Annotated in this window: 17 protein-coding genes and 2 pseudogenes; 9 read left to right on the forward strand and 10 right to left on the reverse strand. The window is 62.5% G+C overall.

The features are described 5' to 3' along the window. Positions 1–109 precede the first annotated feature (109 nt). From copD to ACQ7C1_RS03445, 5 genes are all read right to left on the reverse strand, one after another. Positions 110–1,003: a copper homeostasis membrane protein CopD gene (copD, locus tag ACQ7C1_RS03425; protein ID WP_430957324.1), complete on the reverse strand. Its 894-nt coding sequence runs from the start codon at positions 1,001–1,003 to the stop codon at positions 110–112. Beyond that, positions 1,000–1,365: a copper homeostasis periplasmic binding protein CopC gene (copC, locus tag ACQ7C1_RS03430; protein WP_198175583.1), complete on the reverse strand. Its 366-nt coding sequence runs from the start codon at positions 1,363–1,365 to the stop codon at positions 1,000–1,002. The genes copD and copC overlap by 4 nt, the downstream gene beginning before the upstream one ends. Positions 1,366–1,463: 98 nt before the next feature. After that, a complete protein-coding gene (locus tag ACQ7C1_RS03435) occupies positions 1,464–2,837 on the reverse strand; it encodes a PepSY-associated TM helix domain-containing protein (RefSeq protein ID WP_430957325.1) in 1,374 nt (457 codons plus the stop codon). 81 nt (positions 2,838–2,918) lie between these two features. Further along, complete coding sequence (locus tag ACQ7C1_RS03440) at positions 2,919–3,320, reverse strand: DUF2946 family protein (RefSeq protein WP_085781764.1); 402 nt, start codon at positions 3,318–3,320, stop codon at positions 2,919–2,921. An 84-nt stretch (positions 3,321–3,404) separates the two neighbouring features. After that, a complete protein-coding gene (locus ACQ7C1_RS03445) occupies positions 3,405–3,899 on the reverse strand; it encodes an Lrp/AsnC family transcriptional regulator (RefSeq protein WP_183698418.1) in 495 nt (164 codons plus the stop codon). 173 nt (positions 3,900–4,072) lie between these two features. Between ACQ7C1_RS03445 and ACQ7C1_RS03450 the strand changes: the two genes are divergently transcribed. From ACQ7C1_RS03450 to ACQ7C1_RS03460, 3 genes are all read left to right on the forward strand, one after another. Continuing rightward, on the forward strand, positions 4,073–4,276 hold the full coding sequence (locus tag ACQ7C1_RS03450; protein ID WP_183698417.1) for a hypothetical protein: 204 nt from the start codon (positions 4,073–4,075) through the stop codon (positions 4,274–4,276). 27 nt (positions 4,277–4,303) lie between these two features. Next, entirely contained in the window at positions 4,304–8,002 is a 3,699-nt protein-coding gene (gene putA / locus ACQ7C1_RS03455; protein ID WP_430957326.1) for a trifunctional transcriptional regulator/proline dehydrogenase/L-glutamate gamma-semialdehyde dehydrogenase, read from the forward strand. 320 nt (positions 8,003–8,322) lie between these two features. Next, positions 8,323–10,863: a methyl-accepting chemotaxis protein gene (locus ACQ7C1_RS03460; RefSeq protein WP_430957327.1), complete on the forward strand. Its 2,541-nt coding sequence runs from the start codon at positions 8,323–8,325 to the stop codon at positions 10,861–10,863. A gap of 29 nt (positions 10,864–10,892) precedes the next feature. Here the strand turns inward: ACQ7C1_RS03460 and ACQ7C1_RS03465 are convergent, their stop codons facing one another. Next, complete coding sequence (locus ACQ7C1_RS03465; RefSeq protein WP_430957328.1) at positions 10,893–12,218, reverse strand: NAD(P)/FAD-dependent oxidoreductase; 1,326 nt, start codon at positions 12,216–12,218, stop codon at positions 10,893–10,895. 237 nt (positions 12,219–12,455) lie between these two features. Here ACQ7C1_RS03465 and ACQ7C1_RS03470 point away from each other — a divergent pair, with 237 nt between their 5' ends. Continuing rightward, positions 12,456–12,932 (forward strand): Lrp/AsnC family transcriptional regulator, encoded by a 477-nt coding sequence (locus tag ACQ7C1_RS03470; protein ID WP_064693246.1) that lies wholly within the window; start codon positions 12,456–12,458, stop codon positions 12,930–12,932. A gap of 243 nt (positions 12,933–13,175) precedes the next feature. Here the strand turns inward: ACQ7C1_RS03470 and ACQ7C1_RS03475 are convergent, their stop codons facing one another. The 4 genes from ACQ7C1_RS03475 to ltnD all read right to left on the reverse strand — a co-directional run bounded on the left by ACQ7C1_RS03475 (position 13,176) and on the right by ltnD (position 16,872). Beyond that, positions 13,176–13,670, reverse strand: a complete 495-nt coding sequence (locus tag ACQ7C1_RS03475) for an aldehyde dehydrogenase family protein (RefSeq protein WP_430957329.1) — start codon at positions 13,668–13,670, stop codon at positions 13,176–13,178. A gap of 188 nt (positions 13,671–13,858) precedes the next feature. Beyond that, the gene (otnK, locus tag ACQ7C1_RS03480) at positions 13,859–15,136 is read right to left on the reverse strand and encodes a 3-oxo-tetronate kinase (RefSeq protein WP_430957330.1); all 1,278 of its coding nucleotides are present in this window, start codon (positions 15,134–15,136) and stop codon (positions 13,859–13,861) included. Positions 15,137–15,139: 3 nt separating this feature from the next. Then, positions 15,140–15,916 (reverse strand): 2-oxo-tetronate isomerase, encoded by a 777-nt coding sequence (gene otnI, locus ACQ7C1_RS03485; RefSeq protein ID WP_097600508.1) that lies wholly within the window; start codon positions 15,914–15,916, stop codon positions 15,140–15,142. Positions 15,917–15,927: 11 nt separating this feature from the next. Then, complete coding sequence (gene ltnD / locus ACQ7C1_RS03490) at positions 15,928–16,872, reverse strand: L-threonate dehydrogenase (RefSeq protein WP_097600509.1); 945 nt, start codon at positions 16,870–16,872, stop codon at positions 15,928–15,930. A gap of 218 nt (positions 16,873–17,090) precedes the next feature. Here ltnD and ACQ7C1_RS03495 point away from each other — a divergent pair, with 218 nt between their 5' ends. The 5 genes and pseudogenes from ACQ7C1_RS03495 to ACQ7C1_RS03515 all read left to right on the forward strand — a co-directional run. Then, on the forward strand, positions 17,091–18,089 hold the full coding sequence (locus ACQ7C1_RS03495; RefSeq protein WP_097600510.1) for a LacI family DNA-binding transcriptional regulator: 999 nt from the start codon (positions 17,091–17,093) through the stop codon (positions 18,087–18,089). Between the two features lie 15 nt (positions 18,090–18,104). Further along, positions 18,105–18,773, forward strand: coding sequence for an aldolase (locus tag ACQ7C1_RS03500; RefSeq protein WP_430957331.1), 669 nt, complete (start codon positions 18,105–18,107; stop codon positions 18,771–18,773). A 359-nt stretch (positions 18,774–19,132) separates the two neighbouring features. Then, positions 19,133–19,588, forward strand: a complete 456-nt coding sequence (locus tag ACQ7C1_RS03505; protein WP_430957332.1) for an HAD hydrolase-like protein — start codon at positions 19,133–19,135, stop codon at positions 19,586–19,588. A 13-nt stretch (positions 19,589–19,601) separates the two neighbouring features. After that, a pseudogene (locus ACQ7C1_RS03510) lies at positions 19,602–19,985 on the forward strand (NAD(P)/FAD-dependent oxidoreductase); the annotation flags it as partial. After that, positions 19,984–20,421: pseudogene (locus ACQ7C1_RS03515) on the forward strand (GNAT family N-acetyltransferase); the annotation flags it as partial. The pseudogenes ACQ7C1_RS03510 and ACQ7C1_RS03515, both read left to right, overlap by 2 nt. Positions 20,422–20,435: the final 14 nt, after the last annotated feature.

Consider the following 20,435-nt stretch of genomic DNA (forward strand, 5'->3'; position numbering starts at 1 on the left):
CTCCTGGCGGTATCAGACCCCGTAAGCGGTTCGCTAGCAAGATGCAGAGGATGGACCGGTCGCTGGCCGGTTGCCTCGAAGCGGTCGTTGCGCGATGCCTCAGCGTGACTTACATGGCTGCCGGCTCCAGCGTGCCGAACCATGCCACTAGGCCGACGACCGCGAATGCGAAGACAATTTCGACAACGGTGCCGATCCTGAGTGCCGTCACAGCTCCATCAGACCAGGAGAGTTTTGGCACGAGCACATACCTGTGGAGGATCGCCAGTCCGATCATCGACAGGACGAGCAGTATCTTCAGGGAAAGTAGAAGCTGATAGACAACGGACCAGTCGAGCGGAAAACCCCCGATGATCATGAACATGTTGCCGGCGCCGGAGATCAAAACCATGCCGACGGCGATGTGGCCTGCCGTGGAGAAACGGACGAGCGCCGTGGTCGCGTCGCGGCCGGCCCGGTGATCGGACAACAGCGGCAAAATGATCGCGACCGGGATCAGCGCCCCGAACCAGGCGCCTCCCGCCAGGACATGGACGATATCGACTCCCCGATGCAGTGCGCGAAACCAGCCGGTGTTCATGGCGGCATGGCCGCTCGCGGCAAGACCGGCCAGCAGGAATCCCGCCGCGAACGTCATGGCGGCGGCCCGCAATCGCGTGGGCGTCGCGATGTATGCGATCAAAAGCGCGGCGGCTCCTGCCGCCTGCCACATCCACGCCGTGCCGATCGTGGTGCCGGAAAGAATATCTAGCATTGCGCTGAAATCAAATGCCTGCGCCCAATCCTCACCGAGGATCGCGGACCTGAATGGGAGGGCAAGGACCGTTGCAGCGACTGTGCAGCCGACCGCAAGGGCTCGCGGCCAAGATTGCCGTGTCAAGATATTCCCGGAAAGGGAGGCCGGAACGAGCAGCCACAGATATGCGGAGCTGCCCCACAGATACAGGGCAGCGACGTCTAGGAAAAAGCGGCAAGCGATATAGGCCGTCTCGGGCGTGATCACGGCTTAACGGTGAAGGTATAGCTGCCGTTGGTCTTATGACCGTCGGCCGAAAGCACATGCCAGCTGACTGTGTAGTCGCCTGGCGCTAATGTTGCAGAAACGGGAACCGTCAGAACCTTGCCATCGTCCTTCAGTCCGGCTTCGCCAAGCTTGATTTCCTCCTTGCTGGAGTCGGTGACCTTCACGCCGCTGAACTTGAGATCGAGTTCTTCCGTAAAAGTCAGGTCGAGTTCGCTGGGAGAGACGACGGACGTCTTCTCCGCCGGGCTCGACGTTTTCAGGTGGGCGTGAGCCAGGGCCTGGCTGGCGGCCGCGGCCGTCAAGATCAGTGCGATGGAAGCGATCAGGGGGAGTTTTGACATAGTCATCTCATCTGTTTCCTTCGAAGTTGCCAGTTGACGCGGTCGTTTGTCAAAGCGTCACCGAAGGGCTGAATGCGGATTGTCTTCATGTCGCCTCCTCAAGCGAACGCACGCCGAAGCGGTGGGATCGTGCGAATGATGGCTTGGTCGGTCGCGACCATCAGCAGGATGGCGAGACCGGTCAGCGGAAACGCCAGGGCGAAGACGGCCGTGATGGTCCATAGGCCGACATAAACCGATCGCCGCGGCGGCAGCGGTGGAACCCCCACACGTCCGGACGGGCGTCGCTTCCACCACATGACGATGCCGGTCACGCAGGAAAGAATGATCGCCAGGCAGGTGGCGAGCATCAGGAATTGATTGGCGCGGCCAAATTCGCGCCCCTGGTGAACATTGATGCCCCACTCGATGGCCTTTCCGAAAATTGGGTACTGGCGGTAGGAGATGTCGACGAGCGGTTTGCCCGAATACTGGTCGATGTGGATCGTCCGCTCCTTGGCGAGATCATCGGGATAGATCGCCGCCGAATAGACGCCGGCTTCACCGGAAGGCATGGCAATGTCGAAACCCGGCGTCAGACCGGCCGCCTTTGCGACGTCGACGGCCTTGTTCAGGCCGATCGGCTTCTTCGACCGGGCGACGGCAATGTCGGAGAGCGGGACCGGAGCCTGTTCGACTGTCCAGCCGACCACAGGCAGGATGTCCTGGGTAACCTTCCGCGATTTCGGCACATCGTCCCAGAGTTGCGTGGGATAGCCCAGGCCATGGCTTCCGAGCCAGGCCTGCACGTTCGAACCCCAGTAGCCCGACCACGGCATGCCGGTGATCGCCAGGAAGAAGATCAGTATGCCCGCGAAAGCACCGGTTACGGCATGCAGGTCGCGCCAGAAGACGCGTCGGGCCGGAGTGCCACGGACCGTGACGACGCCGCCCGTCTGGCGGCGCGGCCACCAGAGATAGATGCCGGTCACGACAAGCACCATGGCGAATCCGCCGGCAATCTCGATCAGCTTGTTTGGAAGGCTCCCAAACAGAGCAAGACTATGGATGCGCTTGACGACGTAGTTGAACTCTTCGGTTGCGCCGACCGTATCAAGAATCCTGCCGTTATAGGGATCGATGAAGACGAGCGTGGAGCCGGCATCGCTTGACACCGTTACGATGGCCGAGTGCTCAGGCGTTGCCGGGTCCTTGTAGGCGGTGACCGCGGAGCGGGGCACGGCGGCCGTCGCGATCTCCGCCAGCTTTTCCGGCGCCAGTGGTTGGCCTGAAGCGACGACGTCATAGCGGTAGGCGAAGACGCTTTCGTTGATCTCGTTCTTGAAGAGATAGAGCGAGCCGGTGATCGCGAGGTTCAGCATGAAGGGGAGGACAAAAAGTCCGGCGAAAAAGTGCCAGCGCCAGATAGCGCGATATAGCGAGACACCGGGTACGGCGCTTTCCGCCGGAGCGGTGGAAGTGATGGTCGACATGATGAAATTCCGAATCCGTGGCCGCTGGCAAAGGCGCGGCCGAGAACAAAGGGCGCGCCTCAGCGTGGCTGACGCGCTGGTTCAGGTCAGGATCGGATCGGAAGGAGGGGCTCTGGGACCAGTGTTGGGTGGGTAAATTTGCCGATGGAAGGCTTCCATGCGAATGGGAAGATCCACCCGAACGGAAAATGCCACGGCTTTCCCGGCGATGTCTGCAGGCGGCGGCAGGAGGACGGAAGCACTGATCCGGCAGGCTTCGCAGCCATGGGTGTGGGCTTTGTGATCAGCGCCCGTCTCGCCTTCGTCGTCGGCAACCGTGACGCAAAGCGTGGGCAGCGTCCCGTCCGGAAGCACATATTCGGCAAGGTTGACGGGGTCGGCCGCGATCGTCGGGGACTGGTGGGCAAATCCGACTGACACGAGTGCGACGGCGCACAGAATGCGCACCAGCCATTTCCCGATCATGTCCAAACGACTTTGCATGGGTCCCCCGCCATCCGGCGTGAACCGTTGATAATGCTGCCGAGCCGAAAGCTCAATGCGGCAATGTAGCGGTAGGATCAATAATCACGAGAGACTCGAACCGAACTTGTCCCAACCTTCCTTGATCGTCTCCATCGCAACGTTGGTCGAGGTGTTGGCCACATGCGGCAGTGTCGAAATGCGTTCACCGAGGACGCGGCGGTAACGGCCGATATCGCGGGTGCGGATCTTCAGGAGATAGTCGAACCGACCGGCGATCATGTGGCACTCCTCGACCTCCCTAATTTTCTTGATGGCCTCGTTGAAGCTTTTCAGGGCAGCCTCGCGGGTATCGGAGAGCTTCACCTCGACGAAAGCGATGTGGTCGAGCTGCATTTTCGCAGGATTGAGGACGGCCTTGAAGCCTTCGATATAGCCTTCGTTGATCAGTCGCTTGAAGCGGAGCTGGCAGGGCGTCTTCGATAGCCCGACGCGCGCGGCGAGATCGGTGATCGACAATCTGCCATCCTCGGCGAGTGCTGCGAGGATCTTTCTGTCGAATTGGTCCAATTCACTAAAGATGTCGGGTTCGTTAGCCATTTGAGCTCTCAAATACGATTTAATAAGTTCATACAGGCTGAAAATGGCGAAAATCAAGTGAGATCGTGATTGGCGATCTGTGATACGTTATGCGTGGACAATGGGATGGAAGGCGCAGGCGCTTGACGCATCGTCAGGATCGCATCGGCGCCACACGCAAAATGGGGTCATGCATGGGCAGGGAAAAGCAGGACGACGACGAGAAGCCGGACCTCATCGCCCACTACCGGCCGGTGGCGATAAGGGCCGTGGCGGCAGCGCTCACGTTCAAACGCGACAAGCCTGCGCGCCCGCTCTTCGAGACTGAATATTCCGGCCCTGTCGTCACGGATGATGCTGACTGGGACGATGAACCCGGCGTCTCATTCATCCGTTAAACCAGATATCGATTGATAGGGACCTCCATGCTCAACGCAGCGATCGACACCACGCCATCCAATGATCCCGCGCCGTTCTCGGCCTTCGCGCCGCCAATCCGGCCGCAATCCGAGCTTCGCCAGGCAATCACCGCCGCTTATCGCCGTCCGGAGACCGAATGCCTGCCGCCGCTTGTCGCGGCCGCACGTGTTTCCGAGGCCAAGCGTTATGACATCCGCAGCACTGCCCGCACCCTGATCGAGGCGCTGCGCGCCAAGCACAAGGGTACCGGCGTCGAAGGGCTGGTGCAGGAATATTCGCTTTCCAGCCAGGAAGGCGTGGCGCTCATGTGCCTTGCCGAGGCGCTGCTACGCATTCCCGACACGGACACCCGCGACGCGCTGATCCGCGACAAGATCGCCGAGGGCAACTGGACCTCCCATATCGGCGGCGGCAAATCCATGTTCGTCAACGCCGCCACTTGGGGTCTCGTCGTAACCGGCAAGCTTACCTCGACGGTCAACGACCGCAGCCTGTCGGCTGCGCTGACGCGGCTGATCGCGCGCGCCGGCGAGCCGGTTATCCGACGCGGCGTCGATATGGCGATGCGCATGATGGGCGAGCAGTTCGTCACCGGTGAAACGATTGAGGAGGCGCTGAAGCGTGCCCGTCCGCTGGAAGCCCGGGGGTTCCGCTATTCCTACGACATGCTGGGTGAGGCGGCGACGACCGCAGCAGACGCCGAGCGCTATTTCAAGGATTACGAGAAGGCGATCCACGCCATCGGCAAGGCGGCGCATGGGCGCGGCATTTATGACGGCCCCGGTATTTCGATCAAGCTCTCGGCCCTGCATCCTCGCTATGTGAGAGCGCAGGCCGGCCGGGTGATGGGCGAGTTGCTGCCGAAGGTCAAGGCGCTCGCCGCGCTCGCCAAGTCCTATGATATCGGCCTCAACATCGATGCCGAGGAGGCAGACCGGCTGGAGCTTTCGCTCGATCTTCTCGAAGAGCTGTGCTTTGCCCCGGAGCTTGGCGGATGGAACGGACTCGGCTTTGTCGTCCAGGCCTACGGCAAGCGCTGCCCCTTCGTGCTGGATTACATCATCGATCTCGCCCGCCGCTCCGGGCGCCGGATCATGGTCCGTCTCGTCAAGGGCGCTTATTGGGATGCGGAGATCAAGCGCGCCCAGCTGGATGGTCTCGACGATTATCCGGTCTATACCCGTAAGATCTACACCGACGTCGCCTATATCGCCTGCGCACGAAAGCTGCTTGCCGCTGCCGATGCCGTCTTCCCGCAGTTCGCCACCCACAATGCCCAGACGCTCGCCACGATCTATCATTTGGCAGGGCCTGATTTCGCAGTCGGCAAATATGAGTTCCAGTGCCTGCATGGCATGGGCGAACCGCTCTATGACGAGGTCGTCGGCAAGGAAAAGCTCGACCGGCCCTGCCGCATCTATGCACCCGTCGGAACGCATGAGACGCTGCTTGCCTATCTCGTCCGCCGCCTGCTCGAAAACGGTGCCAACTCCTCCTTCGTGCACCGCATCTCCGATCCGAACGTTTCGGTCGAGGCCCTGATTGCCGATCCGGCCGAGACCGTCGCGGCCATGCCTGTCATCGGCGCCCCGCATGTGCAGATTGCCGCGCCCAAGGCGCTTTACGGCAGCGCCCGAGCCAATTCGAGCGGTCTCGATCTTTCGAACGAAGCCACGCTTTCGGACCTGGCGCAGACGCTTGCCTCCACGGCTGCGACGCCCTGGCATGCGTTTCCCATTCTCGCCGACGGCTCCACCGACGGCGTAACGCGCGAGGTCCTCAATCCCGCCGATCACCGGGATGTCGTCGGCACCGTAACCGAAGTGAAGGTAGAAGAGGCTGCCCGTGTCGTTGCGATGGCGGCGGAATACGCGCCGCAATGGGCTGCCGTGCCGCCGGCCGAGCGCGCCGCCTGCCTCGATCGGGCGGCCGATATCATGCAGGCCCGTATCAAGGTGCTGATGGGCATCGTCATGCGCGAGGCCGGCAAGTCCGCCGCCAACGCAGTCGGCGAAGTGCGCGAGGCGGTCGACTTCCTGCGGTATTATGCCGATCAGGCGCGCAAAACCCTCGGTCCGTCGCATCTGCCGCTCGGGCCGATCGTCTGCATAAGCCCGTGGAATTTCCCGCTGGCGATTTTCACCGGCCAGGTTGCCGCTGCCCTCGTGGCCGGCAATCCCGTGCTGGCGAAACCTGCCGGTGTCACGCCGATCATCGCTTCGGAGAGTGTCAAAATTCTCCACGAGGCCGGCGTGCCTGTCGGCGCCCTGCAATTCGTGCCCGGCAGCGGCCGCCTCGGCGCCGGCATGGTCGGGGCGCAGCAAACGGCGGGCGTCATGTTTACCGGCTCGACGGAAGTTGCCCGCATGATCCAGGCGCAGCTCGCTGAACGCCTGTCGGCAACCGGCAAGCCGATCCCGCTGATTGCCGAAACCGGCGGCCAGAACGGCATGATCGTCGATTCTTCCGCCCTGGCTGAGCAGGTCGTGGCCGACGTCGTGACATCGGCTTTCGACAGCGCCGGCCAGCGCTGCTCGGCGTTGCGTGTTCTCTGCCTGCAGGACGACATTGCCGACAGGACGCTCGCCATGCTGAAGGGCGCCTTCCGTGAATTGACGATCGGCCGCACGGATCGCTTGAGCGTCGACGTCGGGCCTGTCATCAACGAAGGCGCGAAGGCGGAGATCGACCAGCATATCGAAGCAATGCGCGGCGCCGGCCGCAAGGTGGAACAGTTGCCGCTGCCGGAAAGCGCAGCAAAAGGCACCTTCGTTCCGCCGACGATCATCGAGATCAAGTCCCTTTCGGACCTGACGAAGGAAGTCTTCGGGCCGGTCCTGCATGTCGTCCGCTTCAAGAGAAACGGCCTCGATCGCCTGATCGACGACATCAACGCGTCGGGTTACGGCCTCACCTTCGGGCTTCACACGCGGCTTGACGAAACGATCGCGCATGTGACGAGCCGTATCAAGGCCGGCAATCTCTACGTCAATCGCAACATCATCGGCGCCGTTGTCGGTGTGCAGCCTTTCGGCGGCCGCGGCCTGTCTGGAACGGGGCCGAAGGCCGGCGGCCCGCTTTATATCGGCCGGCTGGTGCAGCGCGCGCCCGTGCCGCCGCAGCAGGATTCCGTGCATACCGACCTCGCCCTTCGCGATTACATCGTCTGGCTCGATAAGAAGGGCCTGACGGGCGAAGGTGAAGCGGCGCGCGGCTATGCGAGCCGCTCGGCGCTCGGGCTCGAACGCGAACTCACCGGCCCTGTTGGCGAGCGCAATCTCTATGCGCTCCATCCGCGCGGGCGAATCCTGCTGGTGCCGCAGTCCGAAACCGGACTGCATCGCCAGATCGCCGCGGCCCTTTCCACAGGCAACCACGTCGTAGTCGATGCGGCTTCCATATCGAAGTCGGTGCTGGCAGATCTTCCGGCGGCTGTCGCCAGCCGCCTTTCCTGGACATCGGACTGGGAAAAGGACGGGCCGTTCTCCGGCGCGCTCGTCGAAGGGGACCGCGACAGGGTTCTTGCCGTCAACCGGAAGATCGCCGCGCTGCCCGGCCCGCTTCTCTTGGTCCAGGCCGCGACGAGCGGGGAACTGGCAAGCGATCCGGAAGCCTATTGCCTCAACTGGCTGCTGGAGGAGGTGTCGACCTCGATCAACACCGCCGCTGCGGGTGGCAATGCGAGCCTGATGGCCATCGGCTGATCGATAGGCCGAGGGGGCAGAAATGCGCCCTCCAGGCCTGCTGCCCAGGTTCCAACTCCGCTTTCGTCATGCTCGGGCCTGTTCCGAGCATCTGCGACCGGCCGAAAAGGCAACAGATCCTCGGCACAAGGCAGCACAAGGCCGAGGATGACGTCGGGTAAAAGAGCGAACTTTGTCAGCTAGTCTGATGAGGCAGAAAATGCGGCGCCTCGGCCACGCCTCCGATGCTCCGAACAAACTCGACACCATTGACCATTTTTTTAGCAGTTGCGGCTATCGTCGCGCCATCAGGCGTGTCCATTCCTGGGGCGGGGCTTTTTATGGCATTGATTGATCGACTGTTGCAGCGGATGCGGATTGTCACGAAGGTTCTCTTCTTCGTGGTGCCTCTGATCGTCCTCATAGCGGGTATAGGGCTTTTCGGCTATTTCACCGCCGGCACGCTCAAAGGCCAGATGACCCTGACACGGCAGACGATCGACACGCTTTCCAGTTTCCAGCAGCTCAGATCCTCGCTGACGGCCTTTACCGATCTTCCGACGGCGGCCACGCGCGATCGGCTGATCGCCAGCATCTCCGATCAGGAGAAGGGTGCTGCGACGCTCGATGCCATGTTGATCGATCCGTCCCAGAAGCAGCAGATCTCGGCCGTGCGCGACCTCGGCGGCAAGATGCAGGGGAGCGCCGACGCGCTTTGGGCCGTTGCACAGGAGCGCACGAATACCGAACAGGCGATCGATACGGCTGTGGCGCAGCTTTTCAAGGAGAGCCAGACTGCCCGCAAGCAGCTCGACGTCCTTCAGGATCAGGCGAACGGAAAGGAAGCCTTCGTCCGGGCGCTTCTTCTCGATGCCTCCGCTTACAAGAACATCGCCCAGCGCATTGCGAAATTGCGCAAGGCGACCGCTCAGGCGACGGTACCCACGGATATCGCCGGCGCACTCGGCAGCCTGCTGCCGCCGCTCGTCAAGGAGGTCGGCGGGAGCGCCGCAGTCGCCTCCGACAAGGCCCAAAGCCAGATTGCCGAGCTGAAGCCGGCATTGGACAAGCTCGCGACGATGGCCGAGGACAGCGCTAACCTTACGCTCGACGGCTATGCCCCCGTCGACCAGGATCTGCAGGGCTTTGAGGAGAAGTTCGTAAAGCTCGCCTCAGGGAATGCGGATACCGCTATCGAGCGTTTTGTCGGCATGGATGCGAACATTGGCACGCTTCGTTCGATGGTGGCGATCGTCGGTACCGCTTTCAAATCGATCGACGATCTGCGCCTGCATTTGAGTGAACTGAACAGGCGGGTCGATGCCGAGGCGCGGGACGCCGTTCTTGTCGATCTCAAGGCGCTGCGCGAAAGCGCTGCTCAGCTTGTACCATTGAGCGGGAAAAACGCCGCCCTGCAGGAACTTGCGAAGAAGATCGAGCCCTCCCTCGCCACGATCGAAAAGGATACGTCGCTGCTGATATCGGTCGCAGACCGGTGGCGGGCAGAGCGGGGGACGGCGACCGAGCTCGTGGCCGCCGCAAGCCATACTCTGGAGCAATTCGTCAGCACCGCGCAGGAGAGCGGCAAGGACATCAGCCAGCGTTCGGCCACCATGTCGCTCGCGGCGATGATTGCCGGCACGGTGCTTGCGATCATCGGCGGCCTCATGCTGATCGAAACGCTGCGCGGACCGCTGAAGCGGATCACCCAGACGATGACGAGACTTGCCGCCGGCGATCTCAACGTGCCGATCGGCGATGGCAAGCGTGGCGACGAAATCGGCGATATGATCCGCTCGGTGACCGTCTTCCGCGACCAGGCGCTCGAGAAGACCAGGCTCGAAGAAGTCGCTGAAACGAACAGGGCGCGGGACGAACAGGAGCAAGCCCGCCGCGCAGCCGAGCAGGCGCGCATCGAAGCCGAGCAGAGCGAGGCCCTGGACGCACTCTCCGACATGCTCGGGAAGCTTGCCGACGGCAACCTCGCAGCCGTGATGAGCGAGGCACTGGCCGCCGATTATGTCGCGATGGCCAGGACCTATAACCAGGCGATTGATGCGCTTCGCCGCACACTCGCCGAGGTTCGCAACACCACCCACGAAATCGCCGAGGGCAGCACCAATCTTTCAGGCGCGGCCGACGATCTGGCGCGGCGCACGGAACAGCAGGCGGCCGCCCTCGAAGACAGTTCACGTGTGCTTGGCGAACTCACCGCCAGCGTTCGCACGACAGCGGAAAATGCGCGCCAGACATCGGTTTCCGTCGCCGAGGCGCATCGGCAGGCGGAGCATTCCGCGGCCGTCGTCGCCAAGGCCGTCGACGCCATGGACGCCATCAACCGTTCGTCGGACAAGGTCTCCAGCATTATCGGTGTGATCGACGAGATTGCCTTTCAGACAAATCTTCTCGCCCTCAATGCCGGCGTCGAGGCGGCACGGGCAGGGGAGGCGGGCAGGGGTTTTGCCGTCGTCGCTCAGGAAGTGCGCGAGCTTGCACAGCGCTGCGCCAAGGCTGCCCGCGAAATCAAGGATCTCATCTCCAACAGCGCATCGCAGGTGGGCACGGGCGTCAGGCTCGTCGAGGAGACCGGTGAGGCGCTTTCGGCGATCATGGAGCATTTTACCTCTATCAACGGGCTGGTGCAGGTCATCTCGACTGCCACGAGCACGCAGTACAAAGGCATCGACGAGGTCAACAGCGCCGTTCGCGACATTGAGCATATCACGCAGCACAATGCCGCAATGGTGGAGGAAAACACCGCCGAAATTCACAGGCTTCGGCAGCAGGTGGAACTGCTGAACGAGCGGATTTCCCGCTTCCAGACCGCCGACGCCCGCAAGGCTCCGCCTGCCGTAAGCCCACGGATGGCCTTGGCCTCCTGAGGGACCCGGCCTTCTCTTTGCGACGCGCTCTAGAAATCGGCGACTTTGCCCCAGGCGGACCCCGCGAAGCGGTTGGGATGATAGGGCCTGGGATCGGCGATCGGCTCGTCGCCGGTGACGATATCGGCAATCAGATGACCGGCGCCGGGTCCGATGCCGAAACCGTGGCCGCTGAAACCGGCTGCGAGGATGAAACCTGGAAGGGTGGCGATCTCGCCGATTGCCGGCACGCCGTCCGGCGTGCTGTCGATATAGCCCGCCCAGGCCGCGTTGATTTCGGTGTTCTTCAAGGCGGGCAGCAGCTCGAGCGCCCGTGAATGCGTGAGGGTAATGGTGGCCTGGTCGACTGCCGGATCGAGGATGCGCATGCGCTCCATCGGCGTCGGCCTGTCGAGCCGCCAGCGCGCCAGAGATTCGTGGCCCGAACGAATCCCCTCCAATCCGCCGGGTGCCAGACTCCGCCAGCGGCGGGCGAACATGGGCAGGAACTGCGGCGCGAAACGAAACTGCTGCGCGGTGGGATCGACGCGGCCGCGGCCGCTGATGGCAAGCGTGTAGCCGCCGTCGCGGCGACGTGTCACGGAAACAGCTGACGTATGCAGCGCATCCGGCAGGCCGGGTGCACCCGGCGAAACCGACAGGATCGACGAGCGGATCGAGGCCTGCGGAAATCGAATGCCGAGCTGACGACAGAAGGAGGAGGCCCAGGCGCCGCCCGCCAGGATCGCGACCTTCGTCCGGATCGTGCCATGCTCCGTGAGGACGCCTGAAACTCTGCCGCCTTCGATGTCGACGCCGCGGGCCGCACAGGACTGATGCACCGTGCCGCCCACCTTCAGGATCGCACGCGCGACTGCAGGCGCGGCACTTGCAGGATCGGCGGTCCCGTCGGTCGGCGAAAAGACCCCACCTTTCCACGCCGTGCCGGTGGGCCGCCCGCGTTCGGATGCCTCCGCAGCGCTCAGCATATGGGTCGTGACGCCGACCGACCGGGCGAAATCGCGCCAACGCGCCCAGCCGGAAAGTTCCTCATCGCTGTTGCTGAGATAGAAGAGGCCGCAGCGGCAGAAGCCGGTGTCCTCGCCGGTCTCGGCGGCGAAGCGCTCCCACAGATCGAGGCTCTTCGTCGACATCGGCAATTCACGGGCGTCGCGGTTCTGCTGCCGGCACCAGCCCCAGTTGCGGCTCGATTGTTCCGCCCCGACAAGGCCTTTCTCGACGAGGGCGACCTTCAATCCGCGTCGCGCCAGATAATAGGCCGTGAAAACGCCGACGATGCCGCCGCCGATTACCACCGCATCTGCGGCAGCAGGCAGCTGCGGTGTGGTGTCGACGCGCGTGAGCGGTGCGGGCATGGTATGGTCTCCGTTTCAGGCCAGTCTAGCGGATCCGACGCGGCACCTTTGCCGGAGTTCATCCAGCGACAGCAGAAGATTCCGTCTTGCGGGCCAGCCGGCAGCCATTTGTGCTTCGGCATGTCCCGCAATCCGATCGACACCCCTTTGTGATGTGCTAAGCTCGACGTTGTAAAGGCTGCAGCATAATCTGCTGCGCCGTTGGCCGATCTCGAGCAAGCGAAGGCGCGTGTGATGATGAAACTTGACCGGATCGACATAAAAATCCTCTACGAACTGCAGAAGAATGGCCGCGTCACCAATGTGGAGCTCGCCGAGCTGGTCAATCTGTCGCCGAGCCCCTGCCTGATGCGAGTGAAGAAGCTGCAGTCCGAGGGTTACATCGAAGGCTATTCTGCGCAGATCAACGTCAGCAAACTCGGTCAGACGCTGACCGTGTTTACCGAGATTACCCTGAAAAACCATCGGCAGATCGATTTCGCCCGTTTCCTCGCAGCGATCGAGAAGGTCGACCAGGTGATCGAATGCCATCTGGTTTCGGGCGGCTATGATTATCTGCTGAAATTCGTAACCGCCGGGATCGATGAATACCAGACGATCATGGAAAGGCTCACCGACATGGACGTCGGCATCGACAAATATTTCAGTTTCGTCGTCCTGAAATCGCCAATCGTCAAAGCCCACATGCCGCTGACCACATTGTTTCCGCACTAGAGAGGGCGGCGAAGGCCTTCAATGGCGGGCACCGGGGGTCTAAGACCCTTCGCGCAGGTGACGGTTTTGTCATGAAGTCAGGTTCGTTGGTGTTGGCGCACGACAGAGGCTGTGCGCCAGATCTACGTTTGTGTGGCCGAGCAGCCGCTTCTATGGCGAGGCACCTCATCGCGAGTATGCTTGGACCCTGCACGGCCTTGTCATACGTCAGGCATCCCAAACCGGATATCGCAGATTTGAGATTCAGTCGTTCAAGAAGCCAACGATGCCCTTGACCTCGGTAAACTCGTGCAGTCCGAACTTGCCATATTCCTGGCCGTTGCCGGATTGCTTGTAGCCGCCAAAAGGCGCGGCGCTGTCCCAGGCGGCACTGTTAAGGCGAACGCTGCCGGCGCGCAGCCTGCCCCCAAGCGCCCGCGCCTCCTCTGGGTCGCCCAGCAAAAGCCGGTAGCCTGCGATCTGCAAGGCGACCTCCATCAGCCTGCGGCCGAGGCTCCGGCCGCGCATGGTCTCGTCGACGATCACCATGTTGATGGTCGCACAATCCCGCTTGTATCGAGTGACGAGGACGGTGCCGACGACCCTGTCGTTTTCGATTGCAACAACGCCTTCGCTCAAGGTCAGCGCCATCTGCCAGTCCTGCGGCCGATGCGGCCAGCCCGCCCGCCTGGAGAGCGCAACGGCTGCCTCCAGATGATCTGGGCTAAATGCAGCGATTTCGATCTGACGTGTTTGCATCGGGCCGTCCTTCATGTCGTGCCCGCAAGTCTGCCGGAGCCCCGGCGGGCAGATCGTCTGAAGGCCGCGGTTCAGGCAGTATCTTATAGCATTGGCCGAGGGGCTGCCGCATCTTATGCTAGAGCCGAACGATATCCACGCTATCCAAACCGGCTCGGGGCCAAAATGGCTCGGCTCTTCCGGGCAGGTCAGTGCATCATTGCCAGCGCTGCCGCAAAGAAGTCGTCGCCACCGAAATTTCCGGATTTCAATGCCAGAAGCATGTCGCCCTGCCGATTGCCGACCGTGCGCAGCACCGGCACGCCGGGAGCAATCTCGGGGCCGATCAGAAATGCCGGGACGGCGAGCCTGTCGACGGCGGCCCCCGAGGTTTCACCGCCGGCGACCACCAGGCGCCGCACGCCTCTCTCAACCAGTTCGGCTGCTATGATCGAGGTCGCGGTCTCGATCGCGTGGCCGGAGGCCTCCCGCCCATATTGCGATTGCAGGCGGGATACCGTTTCCGGCGTCCCGCTCGCGGCGACTATGACCGGACCGGCGGAGATGCGGTCTCCGGCCCAGGAAATAGCGGCGGCGAGCTCATCGGGGCCTGACATCAGCCGCTCCGGATCAAGCCGCAGCACAGGCATCGCCCGTTCGGCGACCTCGAGCTGGCTTAGTGTTGCCTTCGAACAGCTGCCGGCAACGATCGCCGAAAACCCGCCGACAGGGCGAATGACGTCTTCAGCTGTTGCGCGGCCGGATATGCGGCCGGAACGGACGAGCGCCCGGGCAAGGCCGAGGCCAAGGCCGGAGGCACCGGTCGATACCGGCGTTTCGAGCGCAATCTCGCCGAGCGTTTCAAGATCCGTTTCGAAAATCGCGTCGGCGACAGCCATGGTCACGCCTGTCGTGCGCAACGCATCGAGCCTCGCCCTCGCGGCGGCAGGGCCGGCCGCGATGGCTGCCAGATCGATCAAGCCGATGGCGCCTCGCGATTGCCGAGTAAGAACCCGCACGAGATTGGCGTCGTGCATCGGGTTGAGGGGGTGATCCTTGAGCGGGCTTTCGTTCAATGGTTGGCCGCCGACGAAGAGATGGCCGAGATAGACCGTACGCCCTGTTTCCGGAAAGGCTGGTGTAACCAGTACGCTGCCGCCGCCCGCAGCATCGCGCAAGGCCTCGGTGACGGGACCGATATTGCCGGCATCAGTGGAGTCGAAGGTCGAGCAGATTTTGTAAAGCACATGCCCGGCGCCCCGCTGGCGCAGCCATCGGTCAGCTTCCGTGGCTGCCGTTACCGCCTCCGCGGCCGGGACGGAGCGGATTTTCAGTGAGACGACAACGGCATCCACGTCGGGCAGTGCGAGCGAGGGATCGGGGATGCCGACCGTCTGGACCGTGCGCAAGCCGTTCTTTGTCAGCGTGTTGGCGAGGTCCGATGCGCCCGTGTAGTCGTCAGCGATCGATCCGAGTGAAATAGCCATCGTCTAGCTCCGTGCAAAAGGGGCGAACCAGCCTAGACCGTCCAGCGTGCGGCCTCGCGGAATATATTCGCAGCCGATGAAGCCATCATAACCCAGCCCGTCGATTTGGCTGAACAGATAGGGATAGTTCAGCTCTTCCCCATCCGGCTCGTTGCGTGACGGCACGCTGGCGATCTGGATGTGGCCAGTGATCGGCAGCAGGCGCCGCAATGCCATGGCAACGTCGCCATGGATGATCTGACGGTGATAGATGTCGAATTGAAGCTTCAGGTTCGGCAGGCCGCATTCCGCGATCAGCCGCTCGGCGCTGCCGAAATCGTTTAGGAAATATCCCGGCATGTTGCGCCCGTTGATCGGTTCAAGCAGAAGGTCGATGCCCTTTTCCCCAAGCCGGCCGGCGGTGTAGGCCACGGAGCGCCGGTATGAGGAAGAGGCGCCCTGATCATGAGGATCGGCGATGCCTGCCATCAGGTGCAACCGTTTGACGCCCGTCGCCGCCGCATAATCCAGCGCCCGCTCGACATTGGCCTTCAGCTCGTCGAACCGTCCGGGAAGGGCAGCGATGCCGCGTTCGCCGGCGCCCCAGTCGCCCGGCGGCAGGTTGAACAGGGCCTGCTGCAGATTGTTGCGGGCGAGCCGTTCGGCGATGGCCTCCGGCGTGACTTCATAGGGAAAGAGATATTCGACGGCGGAAAAGCCTGCATCGGCTGCGGCGTCGAAGCGGTCGAGGAAGGCCCATTCGTTGAACATCATCGTGAGGTTGGCGGCGAAAGCAGGCATGTTGACTTCCTTTACAGGCTCTGCGGTTCCTTGACGGAACCGGGCAACTCCGCGCCGGAAAGCTTGGCGTAGAGGCGCGCGAGTGAGGAATCGTCGTCGCGGCCCATGCCGGCCCCGGCCGCCGCCAGATACATTTGCAGAGCGGCTGCCGCGAGCGGTGCAGGATATCGTTCGGAGCGGGCCATATCCTGAACGATACCGAGATCCTTGACGAAGATCTCGATGCTGCTGAGCGGCGTATAGTCTCCGGCCAATACATGCGGCACGCGGTTTTCGAACATCCACGAATTGCCAGCCGAGGCGGTGATGACTTCATAGACCTTGTCGAGGTCGAGACCCTGCTTGGCGGCAAAGCTAATGGCCTCGCATGCGGCCGCGATATGCACCCCGGCGAGAAGCTGGTTGATCATCTTGAAAGCGGCGCCGATTCCGGCCGCCTCGCCGAGCTCGTAGACTTTGCCGGCCATGGCCTCAAGGCCCGGCCGCGCCGCATCGAAAGCCTGCATGGAGCCGGAAGCCATGATCGTCAGCTCGCCAAGCGCGGCCTTCGCCGCGCCGCCCGATATCGGCGCATCGAGATAGTGCAGACCGAGGGCCTCGGCCCGCCCCGCCAGATCGCGTGCGACGGCCGGATCCATGGTTGCCGAGGAGATGAATACGGCGCCCGCCTTCATTGCAGCCGCGACACCCTCTGCCCCGAACAGCACGGCCTCGGTCTGCGCGCCGTTGACCACCACGCAGACGACGATGTCAGCCTCCCTGGCGGCGTCGGCAGGAGTCGCCGCGCCACGTCCGCCTTCGGCGACGAAGCGGTCCACTGCCGCCGGCGTTATGTCGTATCCGATGACGTCGAGACCGGCGCGCTTCATCGAGCGAGCCATTCCCAGGCCCATGGAGCCAAGTCCGATCACCGCCGCGATGACGGTGGGGCCTGAATGTTCGGCAAGCGGTGTCATGGGAGTTTCTCCAGTCTTGCAAGAGCCATGCCTGGGCGGCGAGCGATCTTTTGGCAGCGCTGCCATTTTCCTACTCCCTTTTGGCAGCGCTGCCAACTGCAGATTGGCAGCGCTGCCAAAAATATCTTGCTTCTGGTCGGAAGAGATGAAAAATGGCTATCGCAGCGAGGTGTCCCGAGGATAGCTTCGCGCTTCAGATGCCGGGTTCAAGATTGACCATGGAATTCAAACATCAGGCGACGGTGACCCTTGCAGAGGTCGCGCAAGCGGCCGGCGTCGGCGAGAGCACGGTGTCGCGCGTGCTGCGCAACCACGGATCGTTTTCCGGCAGAACGCGGGAGCGGGTAATGGCTGCCGTCGAGCGGCTGGGCTATGTCCCGAACCGGATCGCGGGAACGCTTGCCTCCACCGGTTCGCGCCTTGTCGCCTTCGTCATTCCCTCGCTGTCTAACATCGTATTTTCCGACGTGCTGCGTGGAGCGGGTGCCGTTCTCGAAGAAAACCGCTATCAGGCAGTCTTTTCGGTGACGGACTATGATCCGGGCAAGGAGGAGGCGCTCGCCACCGCGATGCTTGCCTGGCGCCCGGCGGCAGTGATGCTGGCGGGCTACGAGCACACCGAGGGTACGGCGAAGATGTTGCGCGCCAGCGGATGCCGGGTCGTGGAACTGCTCGATCTGGATGGCGACGCCCTCGATATTGCGGTCGGCTTCTCGAATCGCGCGGCCGGGCGGGAGAGCGCTGCCTTCCTGCTCAGGCGGGGCTACCGGCGGATCGGTTATGTCGGTCACGACCTGGACCGCGACACCCGCGCCGGCAAACGCTTCTTGAGCTTTTGTGAAACTCTTGAAGCCAACGGCACCCCCCTCATCGCCCAGGAAATCCTCGCGGACGCTTCCTCGGTCGAAAACGGCAAGCAGGGACTGGAGCGACTGCTCGCACGAGCGACCGGCCTCGATGCGGTCTACTTTTCCAACGATGACATGGCGCTCGGTGGTTATTTTCATTGTCTCGCTCAAGGGATCGCCATCCCCTCGCAGCTCGCTATATTCGGCTATAACGGCCTCGATATCGGCCGGGCAATACCGCAACCCTTATCGACCATCCGCACGCCGCGTGTGGCGACGGGGCAGATCGCCGCTGAGCTGGTCGTCGCCAACGCGCCGCCGCAGGCCATCGATCTCGGTTTTGAACTGATCGAAGGGGCAACTGCGTAACCTGGAGGAACCACCATGTCCGACGCGCGCCTGCGTGAGGAAATCTGCCTATACGCTCGCTCGCTGTTCGAGCGCGGGCTGACGCCCGGTTCGTCCGGCAACATATCGTTGCGGCTGGAGGACGGCGGCTGGCTGGTGACGCCGACCAACGCCTCGCTCGGTTTTCTCGACCCGGCCCGGATCTCCAGGCTCGATGCGCAAGGCCGTTTGCTGTCCGGCGACAAGCCGACCAAGGAAATCCCGCTTCACACCGCCCTCTACGAGACACGCGGCAGCGCCCGCGCCATCGTCCATCTTCACTCCACCCATGCGGTGGCGCTGACCATGCTGCCGGATATTGATCCGCGGGCCGCCTTGCCGCCGATGACGCCATATTATCTCATGCGCGCCGGCGAGACCGCTTTGGTGCCGTATTATCGTCCTGGGGATCCGGCGGTGGCTGACGCAATCCGCGGACTGGCAGGCAAATATTCGTCGGTGCTTCTCGCCAATCATGGACCTGTTGTCGCCGGTGACAGCCTGGAGGCGGCGGTCTTCGCGACCGAGGAACTGGAGGAAACGGCGAAGCTCTATCTGCTGTTGCGCAACCTCAATCCCCGTTTCCTCAGCCCGGCCCAGGTCGCCGATCTCGTCAATACCTTCGGCCTCGATCTTCCGTCGCATCATGACCACGATCACGACTGAACCCGAGCGCGCGCAACCTTCTGCCAAACGCCGCTTTCGATACGATAGATTCTGCTTCGGATGCCGCCAATTCGGGTAAGCCACGGATAAAGCGGTGCCTATGATTGTGAAACATCCCGGTTCCAGTCATTCAAGGATACGCAGATGACGACGTTCCGCCCGAAATACATCACCTTCGATTGCTACGGCACGCTGACCAACTTCCAGATGGCGGAAGCGGCGCGCGACCTCTACGGCGATCAACTCGAGGAGCCGCGCATGGCGGAGTTCGTCAGGAATTTCGCCGCCTATCGTCTCGACGAGATCATGGGCGCCTGGAAGCCCTACGCCGAGGTGGTGCACAACTCGCTCGAGCGGACATGCAAGCGCAACGGCGTCACGTTTCGCGACGAAGCAGCGCAAATGGTTTACGAGCGTGTTCCCACCCTTGGGGGGCGCATCGGGACGTACCCGAGGGCCTTGCCAGAGTTGCCAAGGAAATTCCTTTGGTCATCCTGTCCAACGCCATGAACTCCCAGATCATGTCGAATGTCGAAAAGCTCGGCGCGCCCTTCCACGCGGTTTATACCGCTCAGCAGGCCAATGCTTATAAGCCGCGCTTCCAGGCTTTCGAATACATGTTCGACATGCTCGGCTGCGGGCCAGAGGACGTGCTGCATTGCTCGTCCTCCTTCCGCTATGATCTGATGTCGGCCCACGATCTCGGCATCAAAAACAAGGTCTGGGTCAATTGCGGTCACGAGCCGGCAAATCCCTATTACGGCTATGTCGAGATTCCCGACATCTCCGGCTTGCTTGGCGTTGTCGGCCTCTGACGGAGATAAGAGGATGCAGTTCCAGTCCTACTGGCACGACACAGCGCGTGCTTTTGCCGATGCGGCTCAAGGTCCTGTCGAAGGACATTATGATGTCGCCGTGATCGGCGCGGGCTTTACCGCGCTTGCAGCTGCGCGCCAGCTTGCGAAAGCCGGCGTCAAGGTCGTCGTACTGGAGGGCGAACGGGTGGGCTGGGGGGCATCGGGGCGCAATGGCGGCCACCTCAACAACGGACTGGCTCACAGCTTCCTGTCCGCGAAGTCAGCGCTCGGCGCGGAGAGGGCTATGGCGCTCTATCGGGCGTTCGATGAGTCCATCGATACGATCGAGGCGATCGTCACCGAGGAGGGCATCGATTGCAATTTCCGTCGCACGGGAAAGCTCAAGCTTGCTACGGCCCGTAGAAGCTGAAGATCTGGAGGCGATCGCGGAACTGGATCGCGTTGCCTTCGGCACGGACCGCACGCTGCTTCTGACACGGCTGATGGCACATTCCAAGGGCGTCGTATTGGTTCGCTCCGGCCGGGTCGAGGCCTTCGCGCTTTGCCGAAGGTTCGGGCGCAGCCATGTCGTCGGCCCGGTCGTGGCGGTCAGTGACGCAGACGCAATTGCCGTCGTTCATCCGCATGCGCTCGAGCATGCGGGGTCATTCCTGCGCCTCGATACGCGCGAGAAAGCCGGATTATTTGCCGATTTTCTCTCCCGCTGTGGCCTTGCTGTCTTTGACTTCGTGACAACCATGTCGCTGGGCGACCCTTGGCTTCCAATTCCGGGAGGTCATGTGGGGCATCGGCCGAAAACCTATGCGCTGGTCAGCCAGGCGCTCGGCTGACGGAAATTAAGCGC

It is taken from the genome of Rhizobium sp. Nf11,1 (assembly GCF_050587665.1).
GTDB lineage: Bacteria > Pseudomonadota > Alphaproteobacteria > Rhizobiales > Rhizobiaceae > Rhizobium.